The 17183-nt window shown below is 65.9% G+C and carries 10 protein-coding genes and 1 pseudogene; 4 read left to right on the top strand and 7 right to left on the bottom strand.

What is annotated here, in order from left to right; all coding sequences use genetic code 11:
• Positions 1-799 precede the first annotated feature (799 nt).
• Positions 800-1939, top strand: a complete 1140-nt coding sequence (locus ACYVOO_RS02585) for a hypothetical protein (protein ID WP_461014018.1) — start codon at positions 800-802, stop codon at positions 1937-1939.
• Between the two features lie 361 nt (positions 1940-2300).
• Positions 2301-2693: an SseB family protein gene (locus ACYVOO_RS02590; RefSeq protein ID WP_461014019.1), complete on the top strand. Its 393-nt coding sequence runs from the start codon at positions 2301-2303 to the stop codon at positions 2691-2693.
• A 502-nt stretch (positions 2694-3195) separates the two neighbouring features.
• On the opposite strand, the gene ACYVOO_RS02595 is transcribed toward ACYVOO_RS02590, so the two are convergent.
• The 3 genes from ACYVOO_RS02595 to ACYVOO_RS02605 form a co-directional block, all read right to left on the bottom strand.
• Complete coding sequence (locus ACYVOO_RS02595) at positions 3196-4116, bottom strand: hypothetical protein (protein ID WP_461014020.1); 921 nt, start codon at positions 4114-4116, stop codon at positions 3196-3198.
• A gap of 446 nt (positions 4117-4562) precedes the next feature.
• A complete protein-coding gene (locus ACYVOO_RS02600) occupies positions 4563-4964 on the bottom strand; it encodes a hypothetical protein (protein WP_461014021.1) in 402 nt (133 codons plus the stop codon).
• 649 nt (positions 4965-5613) lie between these two features.
• Positions 5614-5790, bottom strand: coding sequence for a hypothetical protein (locus ACYVOO_RS02605; RefSeq protein WP_461014022.1), 177 nt, complete (start codon positions 5788-5790; stop codon positions 5614-5616).
• Between the two features lie 276 nt (positions 5791-6066).
• On the opposite strand from ACYVOO_RS02605, the pseudogene ACYVOO_RS02610 reads away from it, so the two are divergent.
• Positions 6067-6264: pseudogene (locus ACYVOO_RS02610) on the top strand (M48 metallopeptidase family protein); the annotation flags it as partial.
• Positions 6265-6432: 168 nt separating this feature from the next.
• Positions 6433-8487: an AIPR family protein gene (locus tag ACYVOO_RS02615; protein ID WP_461014072.1), complete on the top strand. Its 2055-nt coding sequence runs from the start codon at positions 6433-6435 to the stop codon at positions 8485-8487.
• 252 nt (positions 8488-8739) lie between these two features.
• Here ACYVOO_RS02615 and ACYVOO_RS02620 read toward each other — a convergent pair whose 3' ends face one another.
• The 4 genes from ACYVOO_RS02620 to ACYVOO_RS02635 all read right to left on the bottom strand — a co-directional run bounded on the left by ACYVOO_RS02620 (position 8740) and on the right by ACYVOO_RS02635 (position 17161).
• The gene (locus tag ACYVOO_RS02620; protein ID WP_461014023.1) at positions 8740-9486 is read right to left on the bottom strand and encodes a M48 family metallopeptidase; all 747 of its coding nucleotides are present in this window, start codon (positions 9484-9486) and stop codon (positions 8740-8742) included.
• Between the two features lie 41 nt (positions 9487-9527).
• Positions 9528-13136: a type I restriction endonuclease subunit R gene (locus ACYVOO_RS02625; protein ID WP_461014024.1), complete on the bottom strand. Its 3609-nt coding sequence runs from the start codon at positions 13134-13136 to the stop codon at positions 9528-9530.
• A 235-nt stretch (positions 13137-13371) separates the two neighbouring features.
• On the bottom strand, positions 13372-14574 hold the full coding sequence (locus ACYVOO_RS02630) for a restriction endonuclease subunit S (protein ID WP_461014025.1): 1203 nt from the start codon (positions 14572-14574) through the stop codon (positions 13372-13374).
• The gene (locus ACYVOO_RS02635; protein WP_461014026.1) at positions 14567-17161 is read right to left on the bottom strand and encodes a type I restriction-modification system subunit M; all 2595 of its coding nucleotides are present in this window, start codon (positions 17159-17161) and stop codon (positions 14567-14569) included. The genes ACYVOO_RS02630 and ACYVOO_RS02635 overlap by 8 nt, the downstream gene beginning before the upstream one ends.
• Positions 17162-17183: the final 22 nt, after the last annotated feature.

A 17183-nucleotide genomic window follows, 5' to 3' on the forward strand; every position in this document is an offset into this window, starting at 1 on the left:
CTCATCAGGGCCGCGCACGGGCTGCGGCGCGGGCGTGGATTACCCCACGCTACCAACGTTCCCCGTACGCCTGACCCTCGTGCCCGTACCCCTCGTACCCGACCGGCGGGCCGGAGCCGTCGCCGGAACGGGCGGTCCGCCGCCTCCGCGGTGCGCCCGGCGTCCGCCACCACGGCGTTCCGTTCTTTACGCCGACACATCGACGAAACAATCACCGTACTCTTCTGTGCCTATTTCAATCACTTTCCGAGCGGAATCCAGCGCATTGGAGGGAGTTCTGGTCAGGAGCGGCAAGGATAGTTACGCTTGCCGAGAAGTCACCGTACTCCTGGACGAAAGGAGGTTTTGCGTTGGACAAAGAGTCCGGAATGCGTCTTCACCGCTCCCACCGAGGCTGCTAAGTACCGCGCGGTCGCCGAAAAAACCGACCGTGACGCTGGAATGCATATGCCACCGCAGTCTCCCGCCCCCGGAACGGTACGCGTCCGGACCTTCCGCAGGCCCAGGACCAGCACGTAACCTCCGCGTTCCCGCATCGCGGAATTCCCGATAACCGACCGTCGCTGGCGATTCGAGGACGGATTCCGGCCTTTTCCATCCGGATCAGGCCGAGATCGAGAACAGGACCGAACGAGATCAGGGAACGAGACCGGTACCGTGCTCCACCGAAGATTTTCCCGTGCACGTGAATTCCAGGTGCCCGGCAATGGATCGCGCCTCGGGCACCTTCAGCGCCCTCTGTCCGCTGTCACGGAGGCTGGACGGACTTGAGCAAGCGGAAGCTGAGGAGAAGCGACGCATGAACCCCACCGACTTACCCGTGGGCCTGTCGGCCCGGGAACTGCCCCGCACCTCCCCCGGCCCCGGCCCGATGCCCCGTGCGACGGCCGCGGAACACCCCTGCGTGCCCCGCACACTGGCCGTACGGGTGCACATCCCCGCCGTACAGCCGGGCGAACTGCGGCACGCTCTGCGCGCCACGCTGCGGGCCATGCCCGTACTGACCACGGCGCCCGCCACGACCCCGGCGGGCAGCGGCCCCGGACACACACCCGCGCCCCCGCCACCCGCACAAGCACCGGAGGACGACTGGTACCGGACACGTTCCGGCTCATGGGCCCTGACGGTGGGCGGGCTGCGGGCCGTGCTGAAGATCCCCTGGGACGGGCCCGAACTCGACATCCGCTGCGACATCTCCGTCGCCGACCCGCTGACGGTCAGCCACCTGCTGGCGGAGGTCGCGCGGCGGCTCCGCGACGGCGTGCCGCCCGAGCCCTCCCCCCAGCTCCACCCCGCGAGGGCGCACCGGGCACACGGCGCGGCCCTCTCCCCCGCCGCCACCGGCCCCTCGCCGCTGCGGCGCAGACACGCCTCCTCCTCGTACCCCGTGCCGACGCGCCTGTGGCCGCGCGACACCGACCGCACCCCGGCCGAGGTCGCCCACCTCGCGCTGCGGGCCATGTTCGGCGCGTGGGAGCCCGCGGCGCCGCTGGCGGTCCTGTCCGACGGCCGGGACGCCGCCGCCGACCCCGCCCGGACACGGCCAAGACCCCGCGTTCTCGCCGACCCCTTCGCCCGCGCCTTCTCCCCCGCGACGACATGGCGCGAGGCCCTCACGTCCCCAGTCACCGGCACCGGCACCGGCACCGGAACCGGCCACCCGGGCGGCACCGCGCCGGCCCCGGAACCGGCTTTCGCCTTCAGCTACGTCGGCCCCCCGCTCGTCCCCGCCGGTTGGCTCCTGCTGTCGTGGTCGTACCCCGTCACGGAGGCCATCCACTTCACCCTCGGTACCTCGGCGGGCCACTACCGCCTCCACGCCGAATCCACGGGCACCCCGGACAAGCCCCGCCTGGACCGCCTCATCACGACATGGCGCACCACCTTGCAAAGGGCCGCCTCCGCCCCGGACACCTCTCTGGCGGAACTGTGTCCATAGAGGCCCCGGGCAGGCCATTCCGTAACGGCCGCACAAAGGGGACGCACTTCCGAGAAGAAGCCCTGCGCAGGGAATGGAAGCACCGTTCTGACCTCGCCGAACCGCCGCCCCTGACATCCGCGAAGCTCCGGCAAGACGAATACCGCCACCGTCCCGCTCCTCGCGAACTGATCGCGCCGCACGAGAACGGTGGGGCCGAAAAGCCGCTGACCGACTTCCTCCAGCGGCCATTTCGAGCCTGCCAGAAACGAGCCCAGCGGCCCCCCTCCCCTGCCGCACGGCCCTCTGCGGGGAAACTCACAGCGCGGGCGTCGGACGGTTGTGCGATCATGCCGCGAGGAACCACGGGGGAGGAGAAGCAATGTCGTTGCGCGATCTGATAGACGCCGAGGCCCAGCCATCAGGCCCCACCCCCGCCCACCTGGCGGCCCTGCGCGACGCCCGCCTCTACTTCCAGCGCCCCGAGAACCCGGGCTTCCTCGTCTCAGAAACGGTGGAGGGCCCGGTGGTCCCGGTCTTCACCTCCTGGGACCGCCTGGCCCTCTTCGCGGGACCCTGCCCCTGGGCCTCCACCACAGCCACCGACCTGGTGACCCTCCTCCCGGACGGGGTCCGCGCCCTGGTCAACCCCCTGGACCCCCACCCCTTCGTCCTTGACGCGGAGACACTGCGGGACGCGGAGGAGAACGGGGATGGCCACGGGAACGGGGACGGGGACGGGGACGTGACGGACGGGGGCCGCGAGGCCGGGTGACGAGCCCGAAGTCCTTGTGCCGCTCGATCAGCTTCAGGGCGTCGATGACCTGCGGCCCGATCCGGGCGAAGGCATCGGCCGGCACCGCAAGCGCCCGGACCTGCTTCAGCTCGGCGTTCTCGTCCAGCAGCGAGTTCAGGCTGACGTTGCCGGGGTGGGCCTTGATCTGCGACAGGACCGCCTCGACGTCCTCGGCCTCGTCGTGCCAGATCTCATCGATCAGCCAGGAGGTGAGCTTCACCATGTGGGTGCGGCTGCACTCCTGCCAGCCGGCCAACTCGCAGCAGCTCCAGCCGCATCTTCGGGAACCGGCCGCGCCAGAGCAGGAACTTCATCTGCACCGTTAACCCGAGCCGGGTGGCGCCGGTCTTGGAGTGCCGGTAAGAACGCTGTGGGTGTCCCAGCCGGGGCCATGCGGTCGGTGAGGAACAGTGTGCCGTGGGTGCGCCGTGCGAAGAACGGCCCCACCCTCACGAGCTGCCGGCCGGCACAGACACCGGAACTACAGTCTTCGTGCCGGTTTCCTCACAAAAGACTTGAGGCGATCGCCCAGCCTTGCGACGGGCGCCGCTGAAGAACCGGAGAAAGCGGCGGCCTGATTGCTGATGTTGCTAGTAGAGGTGGGCAGCCTTGCTGCCGCAGCAATCGCTTGCTGTGACCTTCGACTTTGGACCAATTCCTTTAGGGACGAGGTGATTGCCTGACCGGCTGAAAGCCGCTCGGTGATGGACTCTAGGGCTTTTTTGGTCTGGTCGTCCCAGGAAAGAAGGGTGGCGGAGCTTCCGGATCGAACGATGCAGTCTTTGACGGCGTCGGCCACGGTGGAAATGCCACCACCTGACGTGCGCATATATGATTCGATTTCGCGAAGCATTACCCTTTGGACTCGGTCATTTCCTACGCCGGCACCGGCCCACTTTTCCCGAAATTCTTTTGCAATCACTTCACCGCAGACACTGTGCATCCATTCAAGATTTCCTTCAAAGTACTCGCGGTTGCCGGTATTTATCTGAAGGCCGTCCACTTCGACTGCCGACAACGGCGAAGCGAGTGTTCTATCGTTGACCGCTACCGCTACTATGTCGGCCGGAGGAGTTCGCTGTGTGGTGATCTGTTCATCCTGAAAGAACCACCTTTCTGGACGATGGCTCTTGTCAGTGCGTATCGCGACCGCAAAGCGGGAAGGCTCCATCGTATACCTCAAGAATGAGTTATAAAGCTTGCCATCCTTGGCGGTTGAACTGGGGGACCTTGACACGCATACCTGCCACCACTCACCGTCCCCGGTCTGATACGAGGCCGGCAGACCCTCATGTAGGATTTTATCCAGAACCCCAAAGTCCATGGACTGGACTGCGTGCCACTTGATTGAGGGATCGTCAAGAGCATCCAAGAACTCCATTCTTTTCGAGTCCTCGAGCATCGGTACCACTCCTTCGATTGACTACGCGGCCCTGACCTGAACATCTAGGCGGGTCAAGAACATGACCGGGCTATAACTCACAAACGACCCTCGCGCCAGTCGGGTTCATCGCGGGTGGCTGAGGCCGGTGAATGGCTTCAGGTTGCGACGGTTGGCCGTTCACAGCACGCCAGGGCCGCTGCGCAGACGCTCCAGGCACGGAACTTGTTCGGACCCAAGTTCGAGCCTGGATGGCAACCTGGTCGGCTCGACAGGGAGGCATCGGAACTCTCCATGGCAGCCGGGCACTCGGCCCGTTTCGTCAAGGTGAGTCCGGGGTCGTACAAGTGCGCGGGGTGAGGTCCCGAGAGGACGATCGACGACCGTGGCGCGTACTCCTTCGGACCTGGACGACCTGGTCGAGCACTGGACGCCGTTGAAGGTCGACCTGCGGACGGGCCCCTGTTTCATGAGCGACTGCCTATGAAACAGACCCCCAGTCCGCTCGACAGCTGCCACACCCAACCAGAGACCCGAGCGTCACTATCAGCTACACGTCGGTTGGTTCGCCGTTCGTTAACGGCGCCCCTACTCACGATGGGCGAGAGCTGGCTGACGTTCTTCGGGCTCCGCGCAACGCCACCGACGGCAGTCAGGGAGAAGAGCAGAACTGCGGCAACGGTCGTGATCAGCACGGCCAGCCCTGGGATCTCCCCGTCCGCAACATGCGCGTCCAGGACGGTGAGGTTGAAGAGGATGAGCGCGGGACAGCCGATGACGACGGCTGTTGCCGTAGCGAGCACCTGCGCCTTCAGCAGGCGCTCTTGCAGCGCTGCGCGAAGAGCGAAGGGCAGCCGGAACTCTGCCATGGCCTCCTCCAGCCGGGGCCGCATCCGCAACCGGCCTCCGAGTGCGCGGGGCACCACGGCGACGTCGCCGCCACGGCACCACCCGCACGTACATCATGTAGGCCCACCGCACCAATGTCGTTGCGACCAGCAGGCCGTAGATGGCATCCCCCATCATCCAGGCGAGGTCGATCGCGAGCTGGTCTTGCAGTTGCTCTGCCTGGCTCATTCGCCACCCCAGTCCGTGTACGGGTCAGTACCACCGGCTCGGATCAACAGACCGGGAACGGACGGTTCCTTGTCCGGGTTCCACGCAGCCGAACCTCCGCCCGGCGCTGGAACACGAAAAAGCCCAGGTCACACTTCGTGTGACCTGGGCTCTAAATGAGCCGCCTAAGGGAATCGAACCCCTGACCTACGCATTACGAGCACGGTTGCGGTCGTGCCAGCCGCTGTTTCGCGGTGGCGTGTGATGCCGAATGCGCAGGTCGTGCACTCGTGACGGTGCCGCTGTTCGTACGCCGTGTTGCAGCGTCCAAAGGCGTCCGCGCTCCCCTTGCGCTCCCATCCGGACGCGGACGCGTAGAGCTGACTGCGTCGCCGCCTTCCGCGATGCGATCCTGCTCAGCTTGTCGGAGCTCTACAATCCGTCGCTTCTTCAGCGGCAACCTTACGCCAACGTGCACCTGCGTACGTTCTCCAGCAGGGCGTGCAGCAGGTCCGGCGGTTCCGAGGCTGCCGTAAGCGTCGCTTCCGTGTAGGTCGCCATGTCCTTGCCGTCGCACCACTGTCCGGTCGCGACGAACCCCTGCCGCATGCCCTCCCAGGACGGCCAGTAACTGCTCAACGTGGCGCTCCCGGTCCCGTTCGAAGACGGTGTGAGTGGATAACGACTCGTCGACCACGGCGTGCACGGTTCTCCGAGAAGCGAAGCAGGCCGCTGTTGTCCATGGCAGTCTTGGCCATTGCCTCGCTGTCTGCCTTGCCGAACTCCTCGTCAGAGACGGCGTGGCGCTGCACCCCAATTCGCTCAGGACGGCATGGTTAAGCATCAAGTTGCCGCTGCCGCCCGCATTGGCGAAGACCACGTGCTGCGGACCAAGGTTCAGGCTAGTAGTACACGATGTCGGCCGCCGATGGGGGTACCTGCCGATCTTTCACCGACGCGGAGCCTGGGGACAGTTGGCGCTGCTGGGCGGCATTCCGACTGCCTCCCCATCTGGCCGACTACGTGATCGCGCACGAGTTCGCATACATTCGGAATCTCGGTCACGGACCGGAGCGCTGGAGGCTGCTGCGCCGGGCTACGCCTGAATGGCGACGCGCACAGAGCCGAGTTGGACGAGGTGGGCCGTCACGTCTGGCTGGGGTGCCCCCGGACGTTGACCGAGTCTCTCTCCCCGTGAAAGCAGATACCGGACTCGTAGGACACACTCCGCCCATTGATACGATCCCGCAGCGTGGAGTCACGATTACAGGGGAGCGGCGCGTGAGGGATCTCTACATCAAGCAGGTGGAGGCACAGCTCCGCGAGCGCTTCGCGGGACTCATCGATATGAGCGATCCGGCGGCGCAGCGCGCTGCCGATCCGGACTCCACGTGGCTTTCCCGAGCCCTGGCCGCACTGACAGTAGTCGACGCGACCGGGTGCGACCCGGAGCGCGCTGCCCGTTGTGTCATCGACGGGTTCGACGACGAAGGCATCGATGCCATCGCCGTCGACATCGAATCGCCCCATGTGTGGATCGTGCAAGCGAAGTACAGCAGCGCTGGCACGGCCGGGTTCGACCAGCAGGCCATGTTCTCCCTCAAGGCGGGCCTCGACCTCCTGGTCAAGCACGGCGAATACCACCGGTTCAATAATAAACTCCAGCCGCTGGTAGACGACCTTGCCACCGCACTTGCGAACCCGGGCGTACGGCTGACCGTGATTTTGGCACTGGCCGGAGAGGAAGACCTCTCACCGAACCTGCAGCTGCGATGCGCGGACCTCACCCGCGAGTACAACGAGATCAACCGCGACTTCATGAAGATCGAAGTGATGCGGCTCCGAGACTTCGTACGCGTTGTGCGTTCCGACACGCGTGTCGAGCTTGAGGCCCGCATCGAGGACCTTAAGGTTCACAGGGATCCCTTTCCTGCGTACCACGGCACCATCACGGCGGACCAGATCGCCGCTTGGCACACGCAGTATCGTCACCGGCTTTTCAAGCGAAACATTCGCCATCCGCTGGGTCTGACGCCCGTTAACTCCGAGATCGTTGAATGCCTGGTGAAGACTCCCGAACTCTTCTGGTATTTCCACAATGGCATTACTGTGCTCTGCGACGCGGTGCCCATGATGGGGCCGCTGGGCGATCTGCGCCTCGACGACGCCAGCGTGGTCAACGGTGCGCAAACCGTGGCTTCGATCCAGGAGGCGCACAGTCGTGCGCCGGAGGCATTGAAGAAGGCATCCCTCGGCATTCGCATCATCCCGCTCCAAGGGACGCCGGCCGGGTTCGACAGTAGGGTCACGATCGCGACCAACACCCAAAATGGCGTGATCCAGCAAGACTTCCGAGCCCTCGACCGTATTCAGGAGCGTCTCCGCTACGGCTTCCAGATCTCGCTGGACAAGCAATACGTGATCAAGCGCGGTGAGAAGCTGCGCGACAGTCGGGAAGGCTGCGACATGGCAGAAGCTGCCATGGCACTCGCGTGCGCGCACCCCGATTCCCGTATCTCGTACCGCGCCACGTCCGACAGCCGGAGGCTGTGGGACAACGATACGTACTTCGAAATCTTCAAGGGTCGCGAAGCGAAGACTGTCTGGCGTTGCGTCCAGCTGCATCGCGGGGTCGAGGACAAACTGCGGGAATCACGCGAGGAACGCGAGGGCCGGGCCGAGCAACTCGCTGACCAGGGCGCTCATCTCATCGCGCACCTGGTGTTCCAGTCGCTGCCGGGCTGGCACAAAGTCGACGAAGAGGAGTGGGCCCGGTTGCGGGGGTCAGTTGAGCAGGTGACCGCAGATGCCTTCCGGCGAGCCATCTACACCGTGGACACCGAGGTTGGGCCCAGTAGCCATATCAGCTCCCTCTTCCGATCGAGCGAGCGATACGAGACCGTAGCGAGAGCGGCGGCCGAGGCAATCCGCGCTGGCAAACCAGTTCCAGAACTTGCGGAGAACTACCAGGTATCCGAAAGCGAAGGTCGGGCGCGGAAGGCCAGAGCAGTCAGCGTGATCGTGGAGGCGGAGGCGATCGAGGAGGGGACCACGTTGGAGTTCCGGCCAGTTACCGGGCCGGAACGGTCCGCGCTAGCCGCCTGGGTCGCCGAGGACCCGCGCAGAGGCCGGGCCACTTGGGCCAGGGATAAGAGCAAACCGCTGCTATGGGAGCTGGACAGCCTGCGCTACTCTCCCACCGCCTTGGTAATGGAAATCTTCCGCCGCGCCAACAAGAAGGCGCCGAAGGCCGTGCAGGGCACGCGCCGGTGGTTTGTGCCGGAACGGGGCTCACTGGTCGAGATCGCTGACCAAGCGCGGGCTCAGGCCGAATGACCGGTCGCGCCACCGTCGTCCGACACGTTAGCTCTCCACCCGCCACGCACCCACCCATTGTTTAGTGGCCCCACCATTGGTGTGAGGCGCCGCCTGCGAGTCGCACGCGGCGCCTCCCCTCCCTGGACAACCAGTGCTCGGCGCGGCACTTCAACGCAACAAGGAGCAACGTCCGCTGAATCCGAGACCCGGGGCCCGGCCATCAACTGCCACGTACGAGGTATACGAACGGGTCGTACGCTCTGCCCTGGACTATGCGATCTCCCCCATCCACATCCGGCGACCCAGCTCATCGAGTTCGACACGGCGTTCCTCGTACTCAGGCAACGCCTGCCCCAGCAACCGCCAGAAGTTCGCACGATGGCCAGGCACCCGGACATGAGCGAGTTCGTGTGCGGAGACATAGTCCACGAGGTGCATCGGCAGCTGGAAGAGCGGCCACCCCAGACTCATCCGGCCCGGTCTCCGGCCATCCTCCCCGGGCCGATACAGTCCCCAGCGCTGCCCGAGATCACGTACCTCCAGTTCAGGCTCGGGCACCCCCATCCGGGCGGCCCAGGGCTGAAGCCGCCCAGCCGTCCAGGCGCGTCCGGCACGGCAGTACCAGTCGACCAGCGCGGCCCGCCCCCGCTCCGGGTCCTCGGCCTGTTCCTCGCTCACGACCAGACGCCCGGCAACCAACCGGACCCTTCCTTCAGCGGGCGCGTCCGGCGAGATCGCGAGCCGATACGTACGCCCCAGGTAGCGGAAGACCTCACCATCGATCAGCCGCTTCGGCGGGTTCAGCGGGCGGGTCCGCTCGCGCACCCCGGCCTTCCTCACCAGCCACGACCGGTGCGCGCGCACGAAATCCTCCGCGTCGGCCGCCGGGCGCCCCTCGGGCGTGTGCAGGGCGAGTCCGGCATCCGGTTCCACACTCAGCGCGAACCGCTTGCGGCGGGCGCTGACCCGTACCCGCAGGACCAGGCCGTCGACCGTGAGCCGATCCCCCTCGGTCAAGACTTGACGGGACATGTAAGCACGTTCTGCGGCGAGTGGGGTCACCCTTCCCATTCTCCCCTGTCTCTGCTGATGAACTGCCGTCGGTTGTCGGCGGCATGCGCCGCGAGTCTCTGCGCCATGCCCTGTAGTGACGCCCAGTCCGTGCTGGTCGAGGGCTGCACACCACCTTTGAGCAGCTGGTTCTGGATGCTGTTCGCCAGCGCGCTGATGTCCTGGTGCTGCCCCTGGTAGGACGCCTTGGCCATGGTCTGCGTGGCCGTGTCGCACACCGCGACGACCAGCCGGCGCGCGTCCTGCTGCTTGCGTACGATCCCCGGGTTCTCTTCCAGGAGCTGGTCGAGCAGCCGGTACACCCTCTGCTCCAACGGGCTGAGTCCCGCGAGCGCCGGGTCGCCCTCGTCCTCCTGCCTGGCCTCGTCGATCAGTGTGCCGAACTCCGCGATCTGCTCCTCGAAGCGTTCGGGCAGCTCCCGCAGGATCTCTTCAAGCCGCTCCGAGAGCCGCGCGTACTTCTCGGGGTCCTCCCGCTTGACCCGCTCCTCCAGGTGGAAGCGCAGCGCGTGTCCCATCTCGGCGGCGGCCTCACGCGGAGGCAAGGCGCGCACCTTCTCGTCGAAGACGGGCGAGGCGAGCGAGACGGGCGGAATGACCTGCTCGATCTCCGGCCCCTCCAGGTGCTCGGCGATCATCGCCCGGACCTTGCGCCCGTACTGGCGCAGGGTGAACGTACCGCCGGGTGCGTCCCGGTAGAGCCGCCGGACACGCTTCTGAAGCATCCCCCACCGCCGGGCGTCGGCCACATGGTCTAGGCCGCTCTCGTGCGGCAGTACGCGTTCCAGTACGGCGAGGAACTGGTGCAGCACCTCGTCGTACCCGAAGCGCACTGTCTCGTCCTCGAAAGCCTGCGCGGCGGAACCCAGCCTGGCGGGATCGGAGAGATCCGCTTCCGTGACCCCGTGCCGACGCAGGTACTCGCGGACCGCCTGGGCGGCGGGCTCCAGCCCCTTGATCTCCTCGGAGAGGCTCCGCATGGTGTCGTCGACATCGGCGTCCCGGTACTCGGCCAATGCCCCGGCCAGATGCTCGAAGACACCGTAGTAGTCCACGACGTACCCGACGTCCTTGCCCTCCATGGGCCGGTTGACCCGGGCAACGGCCTGGAGCAGCTCGGCATCGCGGATCGGCCGGTCCAGGTAGAGCGCCTGTTCACGCGGAGCGTCGAAGCCCGTCAACAGCATGGACTTCACGATGAGGAAAGCGACCGGGCTCTCGGGATGTACGGGATCGGGCCCGGCCGCTCTGGAGCCTTCCGGCTGTCCGACCGGCTCCTGGGACCAGGGGTGATCGGCAACGGCGTCTTCCGGTACGCCCTGCGGCAGCGTGTTGAAGGGCGTGGTGGTGACCCAGTCGGGCTCGGGCGGCAGATGCGGAAACGCCTGGTGGAAACGTTCGATGTACGCCTTCTGCCAGTCCGCGTCGGTCCAGTGCAGCCACTCGCGTCGCTTGCGCTCCTCGCCCGGGGACACGATCGGCACGAAGTCAATGCGGCGCAGCAGGGCACGGTACTGGTGCGCCTGGTAGAGGTAGCGCGTTCGCCGGGCCAGCTTCTCCAGTGGTATCCCCGCCACCGACTCCGGCCGGAAAGCCGCGAGGTCGACCATGAGGGCGTCGCGGGCCCGTCGCAGCGCGTGGTGATACTCCACGGCCGCCTTCCGGCTGACCGCCGCGACCTGGGCCTTGAAGCCGCCGCCTGGCAGCACCCAGGTCACCCAGTGCTCCAGCATGTCCTCGGCCTTGGCCCGGATCATCGGCTGTGACTCGGCGACATCGCGTGCGGTGGGCGACTTCCGCAGCAGCTTCTGCTTCTCGTCGTCCGTGAGGCCGTGGATCAGGTCCGCGAAATTCCGGTCGAGGCCGTCCTTGTCGAAAACCTTGCCCTTACCGGTACGGCCTTCGTATCGGATACGGACGACGACACCGTCGTGCTCGGCTTCCGCCATCCGGTACTCGTCGAGGAACGTTCGGTCCGATCCGGCCCCGAAGATCCGGCGGGTGTCGTCCAACTGGCCCGTCATGATCGGGGTGCCGGTGAAGCCGATCTTCGCCGCGTTGGGGATGGCCCTGCGCAGGGCGGCGTGCAGTGTGTTCGTATGCGAGCGGTGGGCCTCGTCGACGAGGACGAGGATGTCCGGGGACGTGTTGCACTCGGGGAATTTCGGCACGGGCGGCGGCACCTCGGCCTCCCCCGCCGCCCTGGCCCGCTCGGCCTCCGCGTACTCCCCGGGCAGGTCCCGGTCGTCCCCGTCGCCTCCAGCCTCGGCGGCGAAGGTGAAGCCGCCCCCGTATTTCTGGATCATCGCGAAGACGACCCGGCGTCCACCGTCCCGCAGCAGCCCCTCCATCTGGGTGCGGGTCTCGGCCGTCTCGACGTCGGACTCGCTCAGCTTGAGGGTCGCGGACAACTGGTCCTGCAACTGGGTCCGGTCGGTGACCACCACGACCATGAACTCGCTGAGCCGGGGATGCAGATGGACACGTCGCACGAGGAACGTCATGGTCAGGCTCTTGCCGGAGCCCTGGGTGTGCCAGATGACCCCGCCACGCTCGTCGTCCGGCACGAGCGCCCCGCGCGTCCGGCCGGTGAGCAGCCGGTTCACGGCCTTCTCCGCGGCCCGGTACTGCTGGTGCCGGGCCATCGCCTTGACGGTCCGCGTCCCGCCGGACTCGGTCTCGACGGGGAGCGGGATGATGTAGTGACGTACGACATTGAGCAGCGCGGCAGGCCGCAGGACGACGCCGACGAGCTTGTGGCGCTCGTTCAGTTTCTTGACATTGCCGGGCAGCTCTGCCCTGAGCGTGCTCTTGCTCTCCGGCTCGATACTCCGCCAGGGGTGGAAGTGTTCGGGCACGGAGGTGACGGTTCCGAGGTACGCGGTCTCAGCCGTCGCGGCCACCAGCAGCTGCACGGTCCGGAACAGTTCCGGGACGCCGGCGGGCACGGGCAAGCCGGTGTCGTCACGCTCGTCCTCCACGACCGGATCGCCCGCATAATGCCGCAGGTCGAGTACGGCGCTGCGGATGGGGTCGGCGAGGTCGGGGCTCTTGCACTCGACGGCGACGAGCGGGATACCGTTCACGAACAGGGCGAGGTCCAGTATCGACACCTCGCCGGACCGGTTCTCGACACGGAGCTGATCGACGACGGTGAAGTCATTGAGCGCGAGCCGGTCGGCCTCCGGGCGCCACTCGACGTACTGCACCGTGGCGGAAGCCCCGCCGTGCCCGGCGGACGGGCCCGTGAGAACGTAGCCGCTGAGCAGCATTTCGGTGGCATCGAAGTTGGCCTGCGCGATGCCCCGCCCGAGCGAGACGGAGGTCAGCTCGGCGATGGAGCGGTCCACGTCGGTGGCATCCATCCACGGCTCGTTGTCGGCCGCGCGGAGGTTGATACGCCGCAACGCGGCGCCCAGCTTGTCGCGGAGCACCGGCGCCGTGGCGTCTAGCGTGCCGATCTCCTTGCCGGGGACGTGCGTCCACCCCATCGCCTCAAGCTGCGCGACGATAGGCCGCTCCACCTCGTCCCGCTCCACCTGCGCCACCACGTCCCGTGCCTCCCGCCCGTAGCCCACTCTCTCCAGACGAACCATTCTGCGCCTTGGGCGGGGCGGGGGCGAGAGAATCAGGGGGCGGACGTGGAGCCGCCGATGGACGCGACCTGGATCTCGCACCAGAACGGCCTCGCGTTGGTGATCCCAGCGAATGGTTGGTCATCGTTCATCGCGGCCATCAAGAGCGGAGAACTCTCCGCCTGACTCCCAGCTGCTGAACCGCGGCGACGGCCCTCACCGCGCGGTGAGGGCCGTCGCCGCGGTTCAGCAGCACTCAGACACTTCCCGCCAAGAGATCGTCAACGATTCCCCGCCTAAGCGTGCGCAGCTTAGCCAACTCCGCTGTTTCTGTCTCGACTGACGTATCGAATGAAGCAAGAGCAGAAAGAACTCTCCTCTGCTCCTCAAGGCTGGGCAGCGGGACTGGAATCTCTCGGACAGTCCTCGCCGAAATCTTCACCATACTTCCAGAGGTCCCCTGAGCCATAGACTGAATGTAACGACGCCCGCGCGTCGACATCAGTGAAGCAGCCAGAAAACGAGTGGAGCACCCCTTCATCGGGCGAATCCTCATCATGAGGTCCGGATAAATACACGGAGTTCCTACATCGCGGAATACGCCGACCATCCCTACTAGTTCCCGCGTATTCGCACGACTCATCAGAAGATCCCCGTCTTGCAATACCGCCTTGTGATCGGCGGTAACAGTTGACGGAGCATTCTTGAGTTGCAGAGGCGCAAAACCCGAGGCGGAGAGGCAGCCAAGTCCCAACATCTGCACCCCGGTCCATTCCTCAGTCTCTACAGGGGAGAACCCGTTGCGGATAGCACCATCGGCAACATCCGCCAAGGTGTGGTCCCAACTTAGCGCCCCCAGCATCGCGTCAAGAGCAGCACGTCTCGTTTCCCGAAGTTTCGCAACCGATGCCTCGATAGCACGCTCCTGAGCAGATACGGCGTCGATCACCTCGACGATCCGGCGCTGTTCATCCAGAGGGGGAACCGGAATCACTGTACCTGCAAGCTCCACTCGGGAAAGTTCCACCTGGTTGGTTGAACCCACAAAACAGTGAGATTCAAGGCGGCTCTGCCCCCAGGGGGAACGCAAAATCAGATCGATCCAGCGCGGTTCCACTAGATCCCGCCTAGCCCGCAAAACCGTAACATGCGAATCAACGACAAATATGCCTTTATCGTCGAACAGGCAACTTCGACCGATTGTCCCCGTCCCAGTCGAGTTGAGCAGTACATCCCCGTGCTCAGCGATTAGAGACCTACTCATTTTTCCGGGATCATGTGACCGCGCCGCTTCAGCCTGGAATCCACTAATTTGCACGCACCGCTGACCAATAACCCGAACAGTGCTGCTACTCACATACGAAGGAGCAGTACCGCGCCGCAATAGTTCCGTCACATCGGAAAGTGACCTTTCGACCCACCTTGAGTCACGGCTGATACCAATAGCGGCCTCACGCATAACCCAGCTCCTTCAGGAACCCGTCCAGCGTCGCCACCGCACGCTCCCTCCCCGCCCGAATCTCCGTCAACGACACCGCGTATTTGTCCGCCCACACCTCGTACCCGTCCACCAACTCCCGCCGCTTTCGCACCACATGCCCATCCAGCTTGCACGCGAGGTCCCCCCGCAGCAGGTCCAGCACCACCCGCTGCTCGTCCTCTCCCGCCAGCGCCTCGCGCGCTCGGAACAGCCGGGGCTTCTCCTCACCCAACTTCAGTTGGGCGTCCGGCGTCCACTCGAACCAGAAGTCCGCCTCAAGGCGCTTGATCTCCGCACCCGCCTTGGCGCGGTCCCTCTTCACCTTGGCGAGTTCCGCGAGCTGCTCGGCACTCAGCGTTACGGCCTCGCGTGTGACAGAGCCCTCGTCACCTTCGCCGTCGCCCTCCCCGTCGTCCGACGGCTCGGCGTTCAGTTCCTTCCACCGCGCGTCCAGCTCCGCCTTGCGCGCGTCCGCGTCTGCCAGCTCCTCCAGGAAGTCCGGCGCGATCGCGGCGACGATCTTGTGGTCGTACGCCTGACGGCGCTCCGCCGTCGTCCGTTTCCGCAGCTTCCGGGTCTTCGGGTCCTGTTCGGGGGCGAGCAGCGTGTCGACGTTCTCGATCCAGCCGTCCACCACTCCCGCGAACCCGTTCTCCGACAGTGCGAGCAGGTCGTACTTGGCCTCGTACCACCACCCCGCCACCGCTCCGGCCAGCGCGTGCGAGTCCAGCAGTCCCACCTTGCTCAGCCGCTCCTCGAACGACTTGATCAGCGACCCACGCACCGCCATCAACGCGGCCTTGCGCTGAGACGCCGTCAGCTCAGCGAGCCGCTCGTCAGTCGCCGCAACCTCCTCCAGGTGCCGGGCCTCCGCCTCCCACCACTCCGTGAACGCCGTCCACAGAGCGTCCTCGCGCGGGCGGGCCAGTTCGGCGAGCCGGGCCGCGTCCGGGCGCTTCCCCTCGGGCAGGAAGTCGACGTACTCGGGGTCCACTGGCTCGCGCTCCGCGAAAAGATCGGTCAGCCCCACCCCGTACGCGTCGAGCAGCTCCTTCTTCGCCTCGATCTCCGCGCGCGGCATACCGCCCACCAGGTGTGCCCGCACGTCCTGCGGCTCCGGCGGCGGCGTGTTGTCCACGTAGCGGCGGATGTTGAGGTTGTCGTCGTTGTCGGCGAGTTCCTCGCGGCTCACCACCCGCGAGAACCCGGGCACCTCCGCGTACGCGTGATACGTCGACGTGATCTTCTCGGCGTGCTCGGGGAGGAGCACGTTCTGGGCCCGCTCGGAGTGGTACTCCCGGTCCGCGTTGATGAACAGGACCTTGCCCGCCCGCGCCGGGTCCTTCTTGCCTGGCGGACGCAGCAGCAGGATGCAGGCGGGGATGCCGGTGCCATAGAAGAGGTTGGGGGCGAGGCCGATGACCGCCTCGATCGCGTCGTCGTCCAGCAGCTTCGTACGGATCTCCTGCTCACCGCCGCCACGGAAGAGCACGCCATGTGGCATGACCGTGATGACCGTGCCGCCGGGCCCTTCCCGTTTGGTCTCCCAAAGCATGTGCTGGAGGAACATCAGGTCGGCCTTGCCGCGCTCGCTCGTCACCCCGTAAGTGGTGCGCTGTGCGCCGTGCATGAGGTCGCTGAGCGTGTAGTCCATGGAGAACGGCGGGTTGCTGAGCACCCCGTCGAAACGGTCCGCGTCGGACCTCGGTACGTGCGCAGGCTCGGCGAGGGTGTCGCCGGTACTCAGGTCGAAGCGGCGTACTCCGTGAAGCACCATGTTCATCGTCGACATGATCCAGGAGCCGCTGTTGGCGTCCTGGCCCGCGAAGAACATGTCGGAGGTATCGCCGCCGTGCTCCTCCACGTACTCCTTGGCATGGATGAGCATGCCGCCCGAGCCGACGCAGGGGTCGTAGATGCGCATGCCCGTGCGGGGGGCGAGGAGCTCGACCATCATGCGGACCACGGCACGAGGGGTGTAGAACTCTCCGCCCTTGCGGCCCGCCGAGTCCGCGAACTCCTTGATCAGGTACTCGTACGCGGCACCGATCAGGTCGGGGAACTCGAAGTCGTCGGTACCCAGCCGGATGCGGCCGAAGTGCGCGATGAGTAGCTTCAGTCGCTGGTCGGCGAGTTTCGCCGCGCCCGATGCGGTACCAGAGCCACCGATCCGGTTGAAGTCGAGATGGTCGAAGAGGCCCTTGAGTTTGCTGTTCTGCCCTTCCAGCGCCTGGAGCGCCGGTCGCAGCCGGTCCTCGGTGATGTTGTGGGTGGCGGAGGAGATCCACTTCCATCGGGCGTTCTTGGGGACGAACAGCACATCGCGATCGCTGTAGGCGGACTCCTGCTCCAGGTAGCCCTCCAGCACCTCTCCCGAGAGGCCCAGCTCTTCCGCGGCTCCCGCCCTGATCTGCTCGCGGGCGGCCTCGAACTCGTCGTTGGCCCGCTTCAGGAAGAGCAGCCCGAAGATGTAGTCCTTGTACTCGGAGGCATCCATCGTGCCCCGGAGAATGTCCGCAGCGGCGAACAGATGCCGCTCCAACTGCGCGAGCGTGAGCTTGGCCACCCTATGACTCCCTACGACCCGA

The sequence above is a fragment of the Streptomyces daliensis genome (assembly GCF_054782395.1).